The organism is Pseudomonas sp. GXM4 (assembly GCF_008923895.1).
Taxonomy (GTDB): Bacteria; Pseudomonadota; Gammaproteobacteria; order Pseudomonadales; family Pseudomonadaceae; genus Aquipseudomonas; species Aquipseudomonas atacamensis.
In genome coordinates, this window is the sequence record NZ_WBRZ01000036.1 from 1 (window position 1) to 16,682 (window position 16,682).

Sequence of the window (16,682 nt, forward strand, 5' to 3'; positions counted from 1 at the left end):
CTACACTGATCGCATACCCCTGTAGGAGCTGCCGAAGGCTGCGATCTTTTCGCTTCATGCAAATATCGAGGAAATCCAAGTGATCCGTGTACTGGTAGCCGAAGACCACACCATCGTCCGCGAGGGCATCAAGCAATTGATCGGCCTGGCCAAGGATCTGCAAGTCGTGGGGGAGGCGAGCAATGGCGAGCAACTGCTCGAAACCCTGCGCAGCGTACCTTGCGAGGTGGTGCTGCTGGACATCTCCATGCCCGGGGTCAATGGCCTGGAAGCAATCCCGCGCATCCGTGCACTGAACAATCCGCCGGCGATTCTGGTGCTGTCGATGCACGACGAAGCGCAAATGGCCGCGCGCGCATTGAAGGTCGGCGCGGCCGGGTATGCGACCAAGGACAGCGATCCGGCGCTGCTGCTCACGGCGATCCGCAAGGTCGCGGCGGGCGGGCGCTACATTGACCCGGAACTGGCCGACCGCATGGTCTTCGAAGTCGGCCTGACCGATACCCGGCCCCTGCATTCGCTGTTGTCAGAACGCGAATTCTCGGTGTTCGAACGCCTGGCCCAAGGCGCCAACGTCAACGACATCGCCCAGCAACTGGCCCTGAGCAGCAAGACCATCAGCACGCACAAGGCGCGGCTGATGCAGAAGCTCAACATCACCTCCCTGGCGGAGCTGGTGAAATACGCGATGGAGCACAAACTCCTCTGACCATCACCGCGATCAACTGTGGAAGTGAGCCTGCTCGCGATAGCGTCTTCTCTGAAAACAATTCAGCGACTGATACACCGCTATCGCGAGCAGGCTCACTCCTACAATGGATATGCGTGCGGGCATATCCATTAGCGACAAGCGCTTTTGCCTGTTCTTGCCGCTTGCAGCTTGCCCCTTGCCGCTGCGCTTGCCCAAACGCGCCATCCTTGTAGGGCAATCCCTACCCCCAACCTTCCATTGCGCTTAAGCGATTCTCTCCTGCGCCCCGATTTGCGTGGCCGCCGCCAGCCACTAGGCTTGATGAACAAGCAGTCATCAACAACAAAGGTGTGGGTATGAGCCAGGTCGATACAAGCGCAGGGACCAGTGATGTGCTGGTCAGCTTTCGTGGTGTGCAGAAGAGCTACGACGGCGAGAACCTGATCGTCAAAGACCTCAACCTGGACATTCGCAAGGGCGAATTCCTTACCCTGCTCGGGCCGTCCGGTTCCGGCAAGACCACCAGCCTGATGATGCTCGCCGGGTTCGAAACGCCGACCGCCGGTGAAATCCTCCTGTCCGGGCGTTCGATCAACAACGTGCCGCCGCACAAGCGCGATATCGGCATGGTGTTCCAGAACTACGCGCTGTTCCCGCACATGACTGTCGCGGAGAACCTTGCTTTCCCGTTGACCGTGCGCGGCTTGAATAAAAGCGACGTCAGCGAGCGGGTGAAGAAAGTCCTCAGCATGGTTCAGCTCGACGCGTTCGCCTCGCGCTACCCGGCGCAGTTGTCCGGTGGTCAGCAGCAGCGTGTGGCACTGGCCCGCGCGCTGGTGTTCGAGCCGCAACTGGTGCTGATGGACGAACCGTTGGGCGCCCTCGACAAGCAACTGCGTGAACACATGCAGATGGAGATCAAGCACCTGCACCAGCGCCTCGGCGTGACCGTGGTCTACGTGACCCACGATCAGGGTGAAGCGCTGACCATGTCCGACCGCGTCGCGGTGTTCCATCAGGGCGAAATCCAGCAGATCGCCCCGCCGCGCACGCTTTACGAAGAGCCGAAAAACACCTTTGTCGCCAACTTCATTGGCGAGAACAACCGCCTCAACGGTCGCCTGCTCAGCCAGAGCGGCGAGCGCTGCGTGGTCGAATTGGGGCGTGGAGAGAAGGTCGAGGCGCTGGCCGTCAACGTTGGCCAGACCGGCGAACCGGTGACCCTGTCGATCCGTCCGGAGCGCGTCAGCCTCAACGGTTCGAGCGATCAATGCGTCAACCGCTTCTCAGGGAGGGTGGCGGAATTCATCTATCTGGGCGACCACGTCCGGGTGCGCCTGGAAGTCTGCGGCAAGACCGACTTCTTCGTGAAACAACCGATTGCCGAGCTCGATCCCGCGCTCGCTGTCGGCGACGTGGTTCCGCTTGGCTGGCAGGTCGAGCACGTTCGTGCGCTCGATCCGCTTTTAGAGGCGCACTAAGCGCCCCGGCAATACCAACACCAACCCTGCACGTGGAGAGAACAATAAATGTTGAGATCCCTGAAGTTCACCGCCCTGACTCTGGGCCTGATGGGTGCGACCGGCGCAATGGCCGCCGGCCCGGACTTGACCGTGGTGTCGTTTGGCGGGGCGAACAAGGCGGCGCAAGTCAAAGCCTTCTATGCACCGTGGGAAGCGGCGGGCAACGGCAAGATCGTTGCCGGCGAATACAACGGCGAGATGGCCAAGGTCAAGGCCATGGTCGACACCAAGAGCGTGTCGTGGGATCTGGTCGAAGTTGAATCGCCAGAGCTGTCCCGTGGTTGTGACGAAGACATGTTCGAACAACTCGACCCGGCGCTGTTCGGCAAGACCGAAGACTACGTCAAAGGCGCCATTCAGCCGTGCGGCGTAGGTTTCTTCGTCTGGTCGACCGTACTGGCTTACAACGCTGACAAGCTGAAAACCGCGCCGACCAGTTGGGCGGATTTCTGGGACACGAAGAAATTCCCGGGCAAGCGCGGCCTGCGCAAAGGCGCCAAGTACACTCTCGAATTCGCGCTGATGGCCGATGGTGTGGCGCCGAAAGACGTCTACAAAGAGCTGGCGAGCAAGGGCGGCCAGGATCGCGCCTTCAAGAAACTCGATGAGCTCAAGCCAAGCATTCAGTGGTGGGAAGCCGGTGCACAACCGCCGCAATACCTCGCTTCCGGCGACGTGGTGATGAGTTCGGCCTACAACGGTCGCATTGCTGCGGTGCAGAAAGAATCCAACCTGAAAGTGGTGTGGAACGGCGGCATCTACGACTTCGACGCCTGGGCAATCCCGAAAGGTCTGGACGCCAAGCGCGCCGAAGCGGCGAAGAAATTCATCGCCTTCTCGGTGCAGCCGCAGCAGCAGAAGACCTACTCGGAAAACATCGCCTACGGCCCGGCCAACACCCAGGCTGTGCCGCTGCTGGCCAAGGATGTCCTGAAAGACATGCCGACCACCCCGGAAAACATCGCCAACCAGGTGCAGATCGACGTCAGCTTCTGGGCTGACAACGGCGAGCAGTTGGAGCAGCGTTTCAACTCTTGGGCTGCCAAATAAGCCAAGCATGCGGACCGATGGCTTTCCGGATGATCGTTCCCACGCTCTGCGTGGGAATGCCGCCCGGGACGCAGAGCGTCCCTGTGTGACGCAGAGCGTCACTGGATTCATTCCCACGCAGAGCGTGGGAACGATCACTGGCAAAAGTTCGAGGTGGTTCGCCACCTCTGTAACGATCAAAGATTTGCGGAGTACGTCATGGCCATCGCCGTTCCCCTGAACGAGGGCGCCAGCCCCACCTTGAAGCAGAAGCTCAAGCACGCCGAGCGGGTCAACCGCTGGAAGGCCCAGGCACTGATTGCGCCGCTGGTGCTGTTTCTGCTGCTGGTGTTTCTGGTGCCGATCGTGGCGCTGCTCTATAAAAGCGTCGGCAACCCGGAAGTGGTTGGCGGCATGCCGCGCACTGTCACCGCCATCGCCAGTTGGGACGGCCGTGGTCTGCCCGCCGAGCCGGTGTACAAGGCTGCCAGCGAAGACCTCGCCGAAGCCCGCAAAAACCAGACGCTGGGCGATCTGTCCAAGCGCTTGAACATGGAGTTGGCCGGCTACCGCAGCCTGCTGACCAAAACCGCCCGGGCGCTGCCGTTCGCCAGCGAACCGGCCTCTTATAAGGAAGCGCTGGAAGCGCTCGACGAACGCTGGGGCGACCCGGCCTACTGGCAAGCGGTGAAACGCAACACCAGCAGCATCACTCCGTATTACCTGCTGGCGGCAGTCGATCACCGTATCGATGATCTCGGCGAACTGGCCCCGGCCACCCCGGATCAGGCGATCTACCTCGACATCTTCGCTCGCACGTTCTGGATGGGCCTGGTCATCACCGTGATCTGCTTGCTGCTCGCCTATCCACTGGCCTACCTGCTGGCCAATCTGCCATCGCGGCAGAGCAACCTGCTGATGATTCTGGTGTTGCTACCGTTCTGGACCTCGATTCTGGTGCGGGTCGCCGCCTGGATCGTGCTGCTGCAATCCGGCGGTCTGATCAACAGTGCGCTGCTGGCCATGGGCATCATCGATAAACCGCTGGAACTGGTGTTCAACCGCACCGGCGTGTACATCTCGATGGTGCACATCCTGCTGCCGTTCATGATTCTGCCGATCTACAGCGTGATGAAAGGCATCTCGCCAACCTACATGCGTGCGGCAATTTCCTTGGGCTGTCATCCGTTCGCCAGCTTTTGGCGGGTGTACTTCCCGCAGACCTACGCGGGTGTCGGCGCCGGCTGCCTGTTGGTGTTCATCCTCGCCATCGGCTACTACATCACCCCGGCGCTGCTCGGCAGCCCGAACGACCAAATGGTCAGCTACTTCGTCGCCTTCTACACCAACACCAGCATCAACTGGGGCATGGCCACCGCGCTCGGCGGGCTGCTGTTGCTGGCGACCGTGGTGCTTTATCTGATCTACAGCTGGCTGGTCGGCGCCAGTCGCCTGCGCCTGAGCTAAGGGGAATTTGCGATGCTGAGTCCTTACATGTCGCCCATCGAACGGGTGTGGTTCTACAGCCTGCGGATCCTCTGCGGCCTGATTCTGTTGTTTCTGATCCTGCCGGTGCTGGTGATCATTCCGCTGTCGTTCAACTCGGGGAGTTTTCTGGTCTATCCGCTGCAGGGCTTCTCGCTGCAGTGGTACCACGACTTCTTCGCCTCGGCGGAATGGATGCGTGCACTGAAGAACAGCATCATCGTCGCCCCGGCGGCGACGGTGCTGGCGATGATCTTCGGCACGCTGGCGGCGATCGGCCTGGCCCGTGGCGACTTCCCCGGCAAATCGCTGGTGATGGCACTGGTGATTTCACCGATGGTGGTGCCGGTGGTGATCATCGGCGTGGCGAGTTATCTGTTCTTCGCGCCGCTGGGGCTGGGCAACAGCTTCTTCTCGCTGATCGTCGTGCATGCGGTATTGGGTGTGCCGTTTGTGATCATCACCGTGTCGGCGACGTTGCAGGGTTTCAATCACAATCTGGTGCGTGCTGCTGCGAGTCTCGGTGCTTCACCCCTGACGGCGTTCCGCCGGGTGACCTTGCCGCTGATTGCGCCGGGAGTGATTTCCGGGGCGCTGTTTGCCTTTGCGACTTCTTTCGATGAAGTGGTGGTGACGCTGTTTCTTGCCGGGCCTGAGCAGGCGACATTGCCTCGGCAGATGTTCAGCGGGATTCGCGAAAACCTCAGTCCGACGATTGCGGCTGCTGCGACGTTGCTGATTGCCTTCTCCGTCATCCTGCTGCTGACGCTGGAATGGCTGCGCGGGCGTAGCGAGAAACTGCGTACTGCGCAAGTCTGAGATCAAGGTCAAAAGCCACCCCTCACCCCAGCCCTCTCCCCAAGGGGGCGAGGGGGAAGGGAGCAGATCTTCGTGGCTTTCGCGGCCGGAGTTCGACTCGGTAATTCAGGTCGATGTATTTCGAGAGTACAACCCGGTCAGTCCCCTCTCCCTCCGGGAGAGGGTTAGGGTGAGGGGCTCTTGATCTTCCTATCCGATCAACCATTCACACCCTGAATAGCAGACAACCCCAAATCCCCAGCTAATCTTGTGCCCAGCTCCCACATCTATAAGAGGCTGCGCACCATGAGTCTGTCCCAGTTCAAAATCGCTCATAAACTGATCACCGGCGCCGCAGCCATCGAACAACTGGCCGCTGAACTCACCCGTCTGGACATCGACAACCCGTTGATCGTCACCGACGCCGCGCTGGTCAAGTCCGGCACCGTCGAGCTGGCGCTGGTGCAACTCGGCGGGCGCGAGTACGAGATTTTCGACCGTGTGCTGCCCGATCCGGAAATCGCCATCGTCGAAGACTGCATGCGCGCCTATCGCGAAGGCGGGCATGACGGTTTGATCGGCCTCGGGGGCGGCAGCGCCATCGATATTGCCAAAAGTGTCGCCGCCTACGCCGGATATCACGGCGCGCTGGAAGATCTATTCGGCGTCGATCAGGTGCCGCGCAAGGGCCCGCCGCTGATCGCCATTCCGACCACCGCCGGCACCGGCTCTGAAGTCACCAACGTGGCGATCCTCTCGGACAAGGTCGCGCAGTTGAAGAAAGGCATCGTCAGCGACTATCTGCTGCCGGACGTGGCGCTGGTCAGTCCGCAAATGACCCTGACCTGTCCGCGCAGCGTCACCGCCGCCAGTGGTGTCGATGCACTGGTGCACGCCATCGAATCCTATCTGTCGGTGAACGCCTCGCCGATCACAGACTCCCTCGCCATCGGCGCAATCAAGCTGATCGCCAGCGCTCTGCCCAAGGCCTACGCCAACGGCGCCAATTTGCAAGCGCGCGAAGACATGGCCACCGCCAGCCTGATGGCCGGCATGGCGTTCGGTAACGCCGGGGTCGGCGCGGTGCATGCGCTGGCGTATCCGCTGGGTGGGCGCTTCAACATTGCCCACGGTGTCAGCAATGCCTTGCTGCTGCCCTATGTGATGACCTGGAACAAAATGGCCTGCGTCGAACGCATGCAGGATATTGCCGAAGCCATGGGCGTGAAGACCGCTCATCTGAGCACCAGCGAAGCTGCGGACAAAGCCGTGCAGGCCATGACCGACCTGTGCGCGGCGGTGGAAATCCCTGCCGGGCTGCGCAGTTTCGGCGTGCCGGAGGAAGCGATCCCGGCGATGGCCGTGGAGGCCGCCGGCATCGAGCGGCTGATGCGCAACAATCCGCGCAAACTCAGCGCCGGCGATATCGAGAAGATCTACCGCGCGGCTTACTGAGGCGCGATCGCTGAGGGCTCATGGCACAACCCAATCATCGCGGTCCCGGTGCGCGCGTGGAAACTTGAGGTATACAATGCGCGCCATCGTGATTTAGCTCAGTACAGGTGCGTCATGCAGCCCTTCATAATTGCTCCGTCGATCCTCTCCGCCGACTTCGCCCGCCTCGGCGAGGAAGTGGACAACGTTCTCGCCGCCGGCGCCGATTTCGTCCACTTCGATGTCATGGACAACCACTACGTACCGAACCTGACGATCGGCCCGATGGTCTGCGCGGCGCTGCGCAAGTACGGCGTCACCGCGCCGATCGACGCGCACCTGATGGTCAGCCCGGTGGACCGCATCGTCGGCGACTTCATCGAAGCCGGCGCGACTTACATCACCTTCCACCCGGAAGCCACGCTGCACGTCGATCGCTCGCTGCAGCTGATCCGAGAAGGCGGCTGTAAGTCCGGTCTGGTGTTCAACCCGGCGACCCCGCTGGACGTGCTCAAGTACGTGATCGACAAGGTCGACATGGTCCTGCTGATGAGCGTCAACCCGGGCTTCGGCGGGCAGAAGTTCATTCCCGGCACCCTCGACAAACTGCGTGAAGCGCGGGCGATCATCGACGCCTCGGGCCGCGACATCCGCCTGGAAATCGACGGCGGCGTCAACGTCAACAACATCCGCGAAATTGCCGCTGCTGGCGCTGATACCTTCGTCGCCGGCTCGGCCATTTTCAACGCGCCGAACTATCAGGAAGTCATCGACAAGATGCGTTCCGAACTGGCACTGGCGCGCCCATGAGCGGTTTTGAGCAGTTGTTCCCGGGGCAGTTGCCACGGTTGGTGATGTTCGATCTGGATGGCACGCTGATCGATTCGGTTCCCGACCTGGCGGCGGCGGTGGACACCATGCTGCTCTCCCTCGGCCGTCCGCCGGCGGGTATCGAAGCGGTGCGCGAATGGGTCGGCAATGGCGCGCCGGTGCTGGTGCGTCGGGCCTTGGCGGGTGGCATCGATCATTCGGCGGTGGATGACGCTGAAGCCGAGCGCGCACTGGAGATTTTCATGGAGGCGTACGGCGCCAGCCATGAGCTGACCGTGGTCTATCCCGGTGTGCGCGACACGCTCAAGTGGCTGCACAAGCAAGGCGTGGCCATGGCGCTGATCACCAACAAGCCCGAGCGCTTCGTCGCGCCGCTGCTCGATCAGATGAAGATCGGCCGCTACTTCAAGTGGATCATCGGCGGCGATACCCTGCCGCAGAAGAAGCCTGACCCGGCGGCGCTGTTTTTCGTGATGAAAATGGCCAACATTCCGGCCTCGCAATCGTTGTTCGTCGGCGACTCGCGCAGTGATGTGCAGGCCGCGAAAGCAGCGGGGGTCAAGTGTGTCGCGCTGAGTTACGGCTACAACCATGGCCGGCCGATTGCCGAGGAATCCCCGGCACTGGTGATCGACGATTTGCGCAAACTAATTCCCGGTTGCCTGGATCTGGCCGGTGGGATAACGTTGCCCGACGCTGTTCAACCCCCTTCTGGAAACGCCATCGTGGTGGTCACCCGCAAACTCTGGATGAAAGTCATCAAGGCCCTGGCCCGCTGGCGTTGGCGCGCCTGACTGATTCTGGCCGGCCGTGCCGGCGCGTTTGCATACCTGACTGATTGCACCTCACACCACGAGGCACCTTATGAATCGCGAAGAATTCCTGCGTCTGGCCGCTGACGGCTATAACCGCATCCCGCTGGCCTGCGAAACCCTGGCTGACTTCGACACGCCGCTGTCGATCTACCTGAAACTGGCCGACCAGCCCAACTCCTACCTGCTCGAATCGGTGCAGGGCGGCGAGAAATGGGGCCGTTACTCGATCATCGGCCTGCCGTGCCGCACCGTGCTGCGAGTCCACGACCATCACGTCAGCATCAGCGTGGATGGCGTCGAGACCGAAAGCCACGAGGTTGAAGACCCGCTGGCCTTCGTTGAAACCTTCAAGGCGCGCTACAACGTGCCGACCATCGCCGGCCTGCCGCGCTTCAACGGTGGTCTGGTCGGTTACTTCGGTTACGACTGTGTGCGCTATGTCGAGAAGCGTCTGGGCAAATGCCCGAACCCGGATCCGCTGGGCGTGCCAGACATTCTGCTGATGGTTTCCGACGCCGTTGTGGTGTTCGACAACCTGGCCGGCAAGATGCACGCGATCGTCCTCGCCGACCCTGCGCAGACCGATGCCTTCGAGCAAGGTCAGGCGCGTTTGCAGGAACTGCTCGAGCAACTGCGTCAGCCGATCACCCCGCGTCGTGGCCTGGATTTCAGCAAACAGCAATCGGCCGATCCGGTGTTCCGTTCCAGTTTCACTCAGGACGATTACGAAAAAGCCGTCGACACCATCAAGGAATACATCCTCGCCGGCGACTGCATGCAGGTGGTGCCGTCGCAGCGTATGTCGATCGACTTCAAAGCTGCGCCGATCGATCTGTACCGTGCCCTGCGGTGCTTCAACCCGACGCCGTACATGTACTTCTTCAACTTCGGCGATTTCCACGTCGTCGGCAGTTCGCCGGAAGTGCTGGTGCGCGTCGAAGACAATCTGATCACCGTGCGCCCGATCGCCGGCACGCGCCCACGCGGCGCCACTGAAGAAGCCGATGTGGCGCTGGAGCAGGACCTGCTCTCGGATGACAAGGAGATCGCCGAGCACTTGATGCTGATCGATCTGGGTCGCAACGATACCGGGCGCGTTTCGGAAATCGGCTCGGTGAAGCTCACCGAGAAAATGGTCATCGAACGCTATTCCAACGTGATGCACATCGTCTCCAACGTCACCGGCCAGTTGAAGTCTGGCCTGACCGCGATGGACGCACTACGAGCGATTCTGCCGGCGGGTACTTTGTCCGGCGCACCGAAGATTCGCGCGATGGAAATCATCGACGAACTTGAGCCGGTCAAGCGTGGCGTGTATGGCGGCGCGGTCGGTTACTTCGCCTGGAACGGCAACATGGACACCGCCATTGCCATTCGCACGGCGGTGATCAAGAACGGTGAATTGCACGTGCAGGCCGGCGGCGGCATCGTCGCCGACTCGGTGCCGGCGCTGGAATGGGAAGAAACCCTGAACAAGCGCCGCGCGATGTTCCGCGCCGTTGCCCTGGCCGAGCAAACCCCGGACGCCTGATCCACGCAATTTCCCATGTGGGAGCGAGCCTGCTCGCGAAGAGGTGAGTCAGTCACCGTTGATGCTGACTGACCCAGCGCTTTCGCGAGCAGGCTCGCTCCCACATTGGGTTTTGTGTTGAGGCATAAAAAAAGCGGCGCCCTGACAGGCGCCGCTTTTTTGCATCTACGACTCAGAAATCCAGCACAACCCCGACATTCAGGCCCTGCTGCTTGAAATCATCATCCTTGCGGAACGTATACCCCCCACGCAGCGCCAGATCCGCCGTCAGCTTGTGACTGACACCCAGGCTCAAGCGGTTCAGGTGACTTGCCGGTGTGTAGCCTTCAAGGGTGAAGTCATTGGCCGGCAGGGTATTGAGGGCGATGTTGACCTTCTGCACGTCATCTTCGTACTCACGCTCGTGGGCGTATTCGCCATACACCTGGGTTTGCGCGGTGAAGTTGTACTTGCCCTGAATGCCCAGGCCCAGGCGTTTCGAATCGCGGCTCTGGTCATCGAAGGTCAGCGCCGTGGCACGGTTGCTCTTTTCCGAGTAACCGTCGACATCGACACTGGCGTAATCGGCGCTGACAAACGGCGACAGATGCCATTGGCTGCCCGGTTGCGCAATGTCATAGCCCAGGCGCGTGCTGAACGCCCATAGGCTGCCGTCGGTATCGCCTTTCTCCGCGCCCTCGCTGGCGCCGAGGTCGAACTTGCGCTTGAGGTTGTCGTAGTCGAGTTTGCCGCCGGTCAGCGCCGCGTCGGCCCACCAGCGGTTCTGCTGGAACTGGGCAAACGCGGTGGCCATGTAGCTGTTGAGCTTGTAGTCGGAATCGTTGTGCCCGGCCTCGAGATTCTGTCGGTACAAACCGGCCGCCACGCCCACGCGCCAGGCCTCGTTCAGGCGATAGCTGCCGCCGACGTTGAGGTTGTAACCGCTGCCATCGGCGCTGGCGCCGCTGCTTTGGCTGTCGACATCCAGATGCTGTCCGCCGGCCGAGACAATCGCGCGCCATTGACCGACCGCTTGCCAGTTCTCCCAGTCTGCCTGCCATTGGTTGCGTAATTCATCCTGATGCGCACGCACGGTGCCGTGGGCCATTTCAGGTAGCAGGCTCAGTTCCCATGGCGCTGCCAGCAACGAATAGGCGTAATCGGCAATCAGTTTCTGCCCGGATTCGGTCGGGTGTACGCCATCGTTGTAGATCAGCTTGGTCGGATCCGGCGTGGCGCTGTTGATCCCGTAGCGGGCGTTTTCCGTGCAGCTATTGCCACTGAAGCAGGTCGCGGTGAGGTTCTGATCGGTAGCCAGACCAAAGCGCCCCGGGTCGGCGAAGACTTCCGAGAGCAGCACCGGAATGTTCAGCGGAATGACTTCGGCGTTGATGCCTTGCAGGCGCGTCACCAACTGACTGTTGAACTGGTTGGCGAGGGTGCTGCTGAACGCTTGCAGCGGTGTGCCGTTAAGGGCAGGTGTCAGGCCCACGTCGGGCAGCAGCCAGACCATCACGTATTTGGCGCCAGCGGTCTGCAGGGTCTGCACGCTGTCGGCCAGTCGATCGGCTGCGGCGTTGGCCTGGGGCAGGCTGAGAATGCGGCCCTGGAGGAAGTCGTTGCCGCCACCGGAAATGTAATACAGCGCATTCGGGTCGGCGCGGAAGCCGTTCGACGGCAGGTACCCGGCGCGGGTGCGTTCACCGGTGGTCGATTGTGTAGTGATCGAATCGAGAATCTGGTCGGTGCGATAGCCACCGACTGCCCAGTTGTTGCCGTCGGGCTGGCCGTTTTCCGCGCGCACTGCGGAGCTGGAAGAGGCTGTCTGGTCGGGCGAAAAGCCCAGGCGGCCGCCAAGCAACTGGGTGGAATTCAATGAAAAAACTTCGCCGCTGCCATCCTGATACACCGGCCCGGTGCGGTTGGTGTAACGCTCGGTGGAGCCCGCTGGGCCACCGGTGTCGGCGAAGGTGCCGGCATCGTTGAGGCTGTCGCCGAAGACGATGAAACTGGAATAAGGATTGGGCGCTGCATTGGCCTGGGCGCAAGCGAGTGCGAGCAAGCAGCTGGCCAGCGGTACAAACAACGTCTGTCTGATCATGAGCAAGTCCGTTTATTTATTGTTGTAGGTGAACGAAACGACAGTACCAAAAACGTTCGGCATTTTGCCATCGGTCGTGAATCCCTCTGCCGTTTTATAACCCGCAGGCCCCGCCATATTGCACGCTCCGCCCAGCTAAGTTACTGTGCCGGAACGTATGAACGAGACCTTCCCCGTGTTGATCACCAGCAAACTCCTGGATCAAGTCATCAAGGCACACGCCCGCTGGCGTTGGCGCGCCTGAATCTTCTCTGCCGGCCCCGCCGGATCTGTATCGCTTTGCCTTCCTTGTCTGTTTGAAATGCCGCTGTGCTGGCGCCCTGTGCGCGTCCGACATCGCGCAGCGCCCTGCGGGCAAGTCATCTGAAGGCTGTCATCAAGTCAGAATTCAAGAGGTTCGAAACGCCATGTTGCTGATGATCGACAACTACGACTCCTTTACCTACAACGTTGTGCAATACCTCGGCGAGCTGGGTGCCGAGGTCAAAGTGGTGCGCAACGACGAACTGACCATCGCCGAAATCGAAGCGCTGAATCCCGAGCGCATCGTGGTTTCCCCGGGGCCGTGCACGCCCACCGAGGCGGGCGTTTCCATCGACGCGATCAAGCACTTCGCCGGCAAACTGCCGATCCTCGGCGTCTGCCTCGGCCACCAGTCCATCGGCCAGGCCTTCGGCGGTGATGTGGTGCGTGCCCGCCAAGTCATGCACGGTAAGACTAGCCCGGTATTCCACGAGGACAAGGGCGTGTTCGCCGGCCTCAATCATCCGCTCACCGTTACCCGTTACCACTCGCTGATCGTCAAGCACGACAGCCTGCCCGATTGCCTCGAGCTGACCGCGTGGACCCAGCACGATGACGGCTCGGTCGACGAGATCATGGGCCTGCGTCACAAGACCCTGAACATCGAGGGCGTACAGTTCCACCCCGAGTCGATCCTCACCGAGCAGGGTCATGAACTGTTTGCCAATTTCCTCAAACAAACCGGCGGCACGCGCTAAGGACTTCCCATGAACATCAAGACAGCCCTCAGCCGTATCGTCGAACACCTCGACCTCAGCACCGATGAAATGCGCGATGTGATGCGCGAAATCATGACCGGTCAGTGCACCGAAGCGCAGATCGGCGCGTTCATGATGGCCATGCGCATGAAGAGCGAGAGCATCGACGAAATCGTCGGCGCGGTGTCGGTGATGCGTGAGCTGGCCGATCAGGTCGAGCTGAAAACCCTCGACGGCGTGGTCGATGTGGTCGGCACCGGCGGTGACGGTGCGAATATCTTCAACGTATCGACCGCGTCTTCCTTTGTTGTCGCAGCCGCCGGTTGCACCGTCGCCAAGCACGGCAACCGCGCAGTGTCCGGCAAGAGCGGCAGCGCCGATCTGCTGGAAGCTGCCGGCATCTACCTGAACCTGACCCCGGTGCAGGTCGCGCGCTGCATCGACAACGTCGGCATCGGTTTCATGTTCGCCCAGACCCACCACAAAGCGATGAAGTACGCCGCCGGCCCGCGCCGCGAACTCGGCCTGCGCACGCTGTTCAATATGCTCGGCCCGCTTACGAATCCGGCCGGTGTGAAACATCAGGTCGTCGGCGTGTTCACCCAGACGCTGTGCCGGCCATTGGCCGAAGTCTTGCAGCGACTGGGCAGCAAACACGTTCTGGTCGTGCACTCGAAGGACGGTCTGGATGAGTTCAGCCTCGCCGCGCCGACCTTTGTTGCCGAGCTGAAGAACAACGAAATCACTGAGTATTGGGTCGAACCGGAAGACCTCGGCATGAAGAGTCAGAGCCTGCACGGCCTGTCCGTCGAAGGCCCGGAAGCATCGCTGGCGCTGATCCGTGACGCCCTCGGCAAACGGAAAACCGAAAACGGCCAGAAAGCTGCCGAGATGATTGTGCTCAATGCCGGTGCGGCGCTGTACGCCGCCGACCTGGCAAGCAGTCTGAAACAAGGTGTGGAGCTGGCGCACGACGCGCTGCACACCGGCCTCGCTCGGGAAAAGCTCGAGGAGCTGGGTGCCTTTACCGCGGTATTCAAAGTGGAGAATGAAGGATGAGTGTACCGACGGTTCTGGAAAACATTCTGGCGCGCAAGGTTGAGGAAGTCGCCGAGCGCAGCGCTCGGGTCAGCCTGAGCGAGCTGGAAAGTCTGGCCAAGGCGGCCGATGCACCCCGTGGTTTTGCCCAGGCTTTGCTGGCGCAAGCGAAGAAGAAACAACCGGCCGTGATTGCCGAAATCAAAAAGGCTTCGCCGAGCAAAGGCGTGATCCGCGAAGACTTCGTGCCGGCAGACATTGCCAAGAGCTACGAAAAGGGTGGGGCCACCTGTCTGTCGGTGCTGACCGACATCGATTACTTCCAGGGCGCCGATGCCTACCTGCAACAGGCGCGCGCCGCCTGCAAATTGCCGGTGATCCGCAAGGATTTCATGATCGATCCGTACCAGATCGTTGAAGCCCGCGCGCTTGGCGCCGATTGCGTGTTGTTGATCGTCTCCGCCCTGGACGACGTGAAAATGGCCGAGCTGGCCGCCGTGGCCAAAGGCGTCGGTCTCGACGTGTTGGTGGAAGTGCACGACGGTGACGAGCTGGAGCGCGCGCTGAAGACGCTCGACACGCCGCTGGTCGGGGTCAACAACCGCAACCTGCACACATTCGACGTCAGTCTGGAAACCACCCTCGACCTGCTGCCGCGCATCCCGCGCGATCGCCTGGTGATCACCGAGAGCGGCATCCTCAATCGGGCCGACGTCGAGCTGATGGAAATCAGCGATGTGTACTCGTTCCTGGTCGGCGAAGCGTTCATGCGCGCGGAAAATCCGGGGATTGAATTGCAGCGCCTGTTCTTTCCGGAGCGTGGTGTGCCGATCAGTGGTTCGACCCTCGACTGACCGAGTCGACCTCATTCGCGAGCAGGCTCGCTCCCACAGAGCCTTGCATTCCAGTGTGGGAGCGAGCCTGCTCGCGAAGGGACCATCGAAACCGCTAAAGATTTCCATGTTGCCGGAGCCTGTTATGTCGCTGCCAACCCCCCTGACCATCGAATCCGGCCTGCAAGCCGAACAGGACTTGCTGGCCTCGGTCTGCGCCGGCGACGCCGAATTCGGCCTGCTGTTCTGGCAACCCACCGACCGCGCGCTGGTCATGCCGCGCCGCCTCAACCGTCTCCCGCAATTCGACCACGCCTGCGAAGTCTCCGCTGCCGCTGGCTGGCCGGTGCTGTTGCGCGAGACCGGCGGCGAGCCCGTCCCGCAATCCGCTGCAACCATCAACATTGCCTTGGTGTATGCCCCGCCTCGCAGCGAAGGCGATCTGAACCGCATCGAAACCGGCTACCGCCGCCTGTGCGATCCGATCTGTCAGTTGCTGGATGAGTTGGGTGGCACGTCGTCAGTCGGGGAAATCGACGGCGCATTCTGCGACGGCCGTTTCAACGTCAATCTCGACGGTCGCAAGATGGTCGGCACCGCCCAGCGCTGGCGCCAGAGTCAGGGCGGCCAGCGTCCGGTGGGGCTGGTGCACGGTGCAATGCTGATGGATGACGAGCGTGAAGCGATGGTCGCCGCGGTCAATCGCTTCAACGAAGCCTGCGGCCTGGAGCAGCGGGTGAGGGCGCAAAGCCACATCGCCCTGCATGAGAAATTCAACGCGCCACAGGCGCTGGCGCGTCTCGATGAATTGTTTCGTTTGATGCTGGCGCAGATCTACAGCGCCTGATGTACGGGCTTAGCGCGTACCGAAGACCACCATGGTCTTGCCTTTCACATCGACCAGGTTGCGTTCTTCAAGATCCTTGAGCACGCGGCCGACCATCTCCCGTGAACAACCGACAATCCGGCCGATTTCCTGACGGGTGACTTTGATCTGCATGCCGTCGGGATGGGTCATGGCGTCCGGCTGTTTGCACAGCTCCAGCAGGCAGCGGGCGACGCGGCCGGTGACGTCAAAAAATGCCAGGTCGCCGACTTTGCGCGTGGTGTTGCGCAGGCGTTGTGCGATTTGTCCGCTGAGCGCGTAAAGAATGTCTGGATCCTGCTGCGATAACTCGCGGAACTTGGCGTAACTGATTTCTGCGGTTTCACATTCGACCTTGGCCCGCACCCAGGCGCTGCGTTCCTGCTCTTGACCTGCCTGCTCGAACAGACCCAGTTCGCCGAAGAAATCTCCGGCGTTGAGGTAGGCGATGATCATCTCGCGACCATCGTCGTCTTCGATGAGGATGGTGACCGAGCCTTTGATGATGAAAAACAGCGTGTCCGAGCGATCCCCGGCGCAGATTATATTGCTCTTGGCCGCATGACGCCGGCGCTGGCAATGCATCAACAGCTTGTCGATGTTCTTGATTTTGGGTGTGGGGGTAATAGCAACCATGGTTGTATCCCGAAAAGACTGCACGGTGATGTTTGAGTTTTTATGAGGCGCTGAAGGCGGTCGCTACAGGGCTGACGAATTGGCGCCAGCGA

15 protein-coding genes are annotated in these 16,682 nt (G+C 61.2%); 13 read left to right on the forward strand and 2 right to left on the reverse strand.

Annotated elements, in window-relative coordinates:
• Window positions 1–79: 79 nt before the first annotated feature.
• The 9 genes from F8N49_RS07810 to trpE all read left to right on the forward strand — a co-directional run bounded on the left by F8N49_RS07810 (window position 80) and on the right by trpE (window position 10,137).
• The gene (locus F8N49_RS07810) at window positions 80–709 is read left to right on the forward strand and encodes a response regulator transcription factor (RefSeq protein WP_003228820.1); all 630 of its coding nucleotides are present in this window, start codon (window positions 80–82) and stop codon (window positions 707–709) included.
• A gap of 338 nt (window positions 710–1,047) precedes the next feature.
• Window positions 1,048–2,172 carry an ABC transporter ATP-binding protein gene (locus F8N49_RS07815; protein ID WP_016772906.1) on the forward strand — a complete coding sequence of 375 codons (1,125 nt, stop codon included), beginning with the start codon at window positions 1,048–1,050 and terminating at the stop codon, window positions 2,170–2,172.
• Between the two features lie 48 nt (window positions 2,173–2,220).
• Window positions 2,221–3,264 (forward strand): ABC transporter substrate-binding protein, encoded by a 1,044-nt coding sequence (locus F8N49_RS07820; protein ID WP_016772907.1) that lies wholly within the window; start codon window positions 2,221–2,223, stop codon window positions 3,262–3,264.
• Window positions 3,265–3,462: 198 nt separating this feature from the next.
• Window positions 3,463–4,710, forward strand: a complete 1,248-nt coding sequence (locus F8N49_RS07825) for an ABC transporter permease (RefSeq protein ID WP_016772908.1) — start codon at window positions 3,463–3,465, stop codon at window positions 4,708–4,710.
• A 12-nt stretch (window positions 4,711–4,722) separates the two neighbouring features.
• Window positions 4,723–5,547: an ABC transporter permease gene (locus tag F8N49_RS07830; RefSeq protein WP_151551098.1), complete on the forward strand. Its 825-nt coding sequence runs from the start codon at window positions 4,723–4,725 to the stop codon at window positions 5,545–5,547.
• A gap of 285 nt (window positions 5,548–5,832) precedes the next feature.
• On the forward strand, window positions 5,833–6,981 hold the full coding sequence (locus F8N49_RS07835) for an iron-containing alcohol dehydrogenase (RefSeq protein WP_151551099.1): 1,149 nt from the start codon (window positions 5,833–5,835) through the stop codon (window positions 6,979–6,981).
• A gap of 114 nt (window positions 6,982–7,095) precedes the next feature.
• Complete coding sequence (gene rpe, locus F8N49_RS07840; RefSeq protein ID WP_151551100.1) at window positions 7,096–7,770, forward strand: ribulose-phosphate 3-epimerase; 675 nt, start codon at window positions 7,096–7,098, stop codon at window positions 7,768–7,770.
• Window positions 7,767–8,585 (forward strand): phosphoglycolate phosphatase, encoded by an 819-nt coding sequence (locus F8N49_RS07845; protein WP_041476686.1) that lies wholly within the window; start codon window positions 7,767–7,769, stop codon window positions 8,583–8,585. Before rpe ends, F8N49_RS07845 begins: the two co-directional genes overlap by 4 nt.
• A gap of 70 nt (window positions 8,586–8,655) precedes the next feature.
• Window positions 8,656–10,137 (forward strand): anthranilate synthase component I, encoded by a 1,482-nt coding sequence (gene trpE, locus F8N49_RS07850; RefSeq protein ID WP_024014533.1) that lies wholly within the window; start codon window positions 8,656–8,658, stop codon window positions 10,135–10,137.
• Window positions 10,138–10,309: 172 nt separating this feature from the next.
• Here the strand turns inward: trpE and estP are convergent, their stop codons facing one another.
• Window positions 10,310–12,217 carry an esterase EstP gene (gene estP, locus F8N49_RS07855; RefSeq protein WP_151551101.1) on the reverse strand — a complete coding sequence of 636 codons (1,908 nt, stop codon included), beginning with the start codon at window positions 12,215–12,217 and terminating at the stop codon, window positions 10,310–10,312.
• 407 nt (window positions 12,218–12,624) lie between these two features.
• Between estP and F8N49_RS07860 the strand changes: the two genes are divergently transcribed.
• The 4 genes from F8N49_RS07860 to F8N49_RS07875 all read left to right on the forward strand — a co-directional run bounded on the left by F8N49_RS07860 (window position 12,625) and on the right by F8N49_RS07875 (window position 15,936).
• Window positions 12,625–13,218: an aminodeoxychorismate/anthranilate synthase component II gene (locus F8N49_RS07860; RefSeq protein ID WP_041476683.1), complete on the forward strand. Its 594-nt coding sequence runs from the start codon at window positions 12,625–12,627 to the stop codon at window positions 13,216–13,218.
• Window positions 13,219–13,227: 9 nt separating this feature from the next.
• Window positions 13,228–14,277, forward strand: coding sequence for an anthranilate phosphoribosyltransferase (trpD, locus tag F8N49_RS07865; RefSeq protein ID WP_016772917.1), 1,050 nt, complete (start codon window positions 13,228–13,230; stop codon window positions 14,275–14,277).
• A complete protein-coding gene (gene trpC, locus F8N49_RS07870; protein ID WP_041476681.1) occupies window positions 14,274–15,110 on the forward strand; it encodes an indole-3-glycerol phosphate synthase TrpC in 837 nt (278 codons plus the stop codon). The genes trpD and trpC overlap by 4 nt, the downstream gene beginning before the upstream one ends.
• Before the next feature lie 124 nt (window positions 15,111–15,234).
• The gene (locus F8N49_RS07875) at window positions 15,235–15,936 is read left to right on the forward strand and encodes a lipoate--protein ligase family protein (protein WP_151551102.1); all 702 of its coding nucleotides are present in this window, start codon (window positions 15,235–15,237) and stop codon (window positions 15,934–15,936) included.
• Window positions 15,937–15,945: 9 nt separating this feature from the next.
• Here F8N49_RS07875 and crp read toward each other — a convergent pair whose 3' ends face one another.
• A complete protein-coding gene (gene crp / locus F8N49_RS07880) occupies window positions 15,946–16,590 on the reverse strand; it encodes a cAMP-activated global transcriptional regulator CRP (protein ID WP_041476679.1) in 645 nt (214 codons plus the stop codon).
• Between the last annotated feature and the right edge of the window lie 92 nt (window positions 16,591–16,682).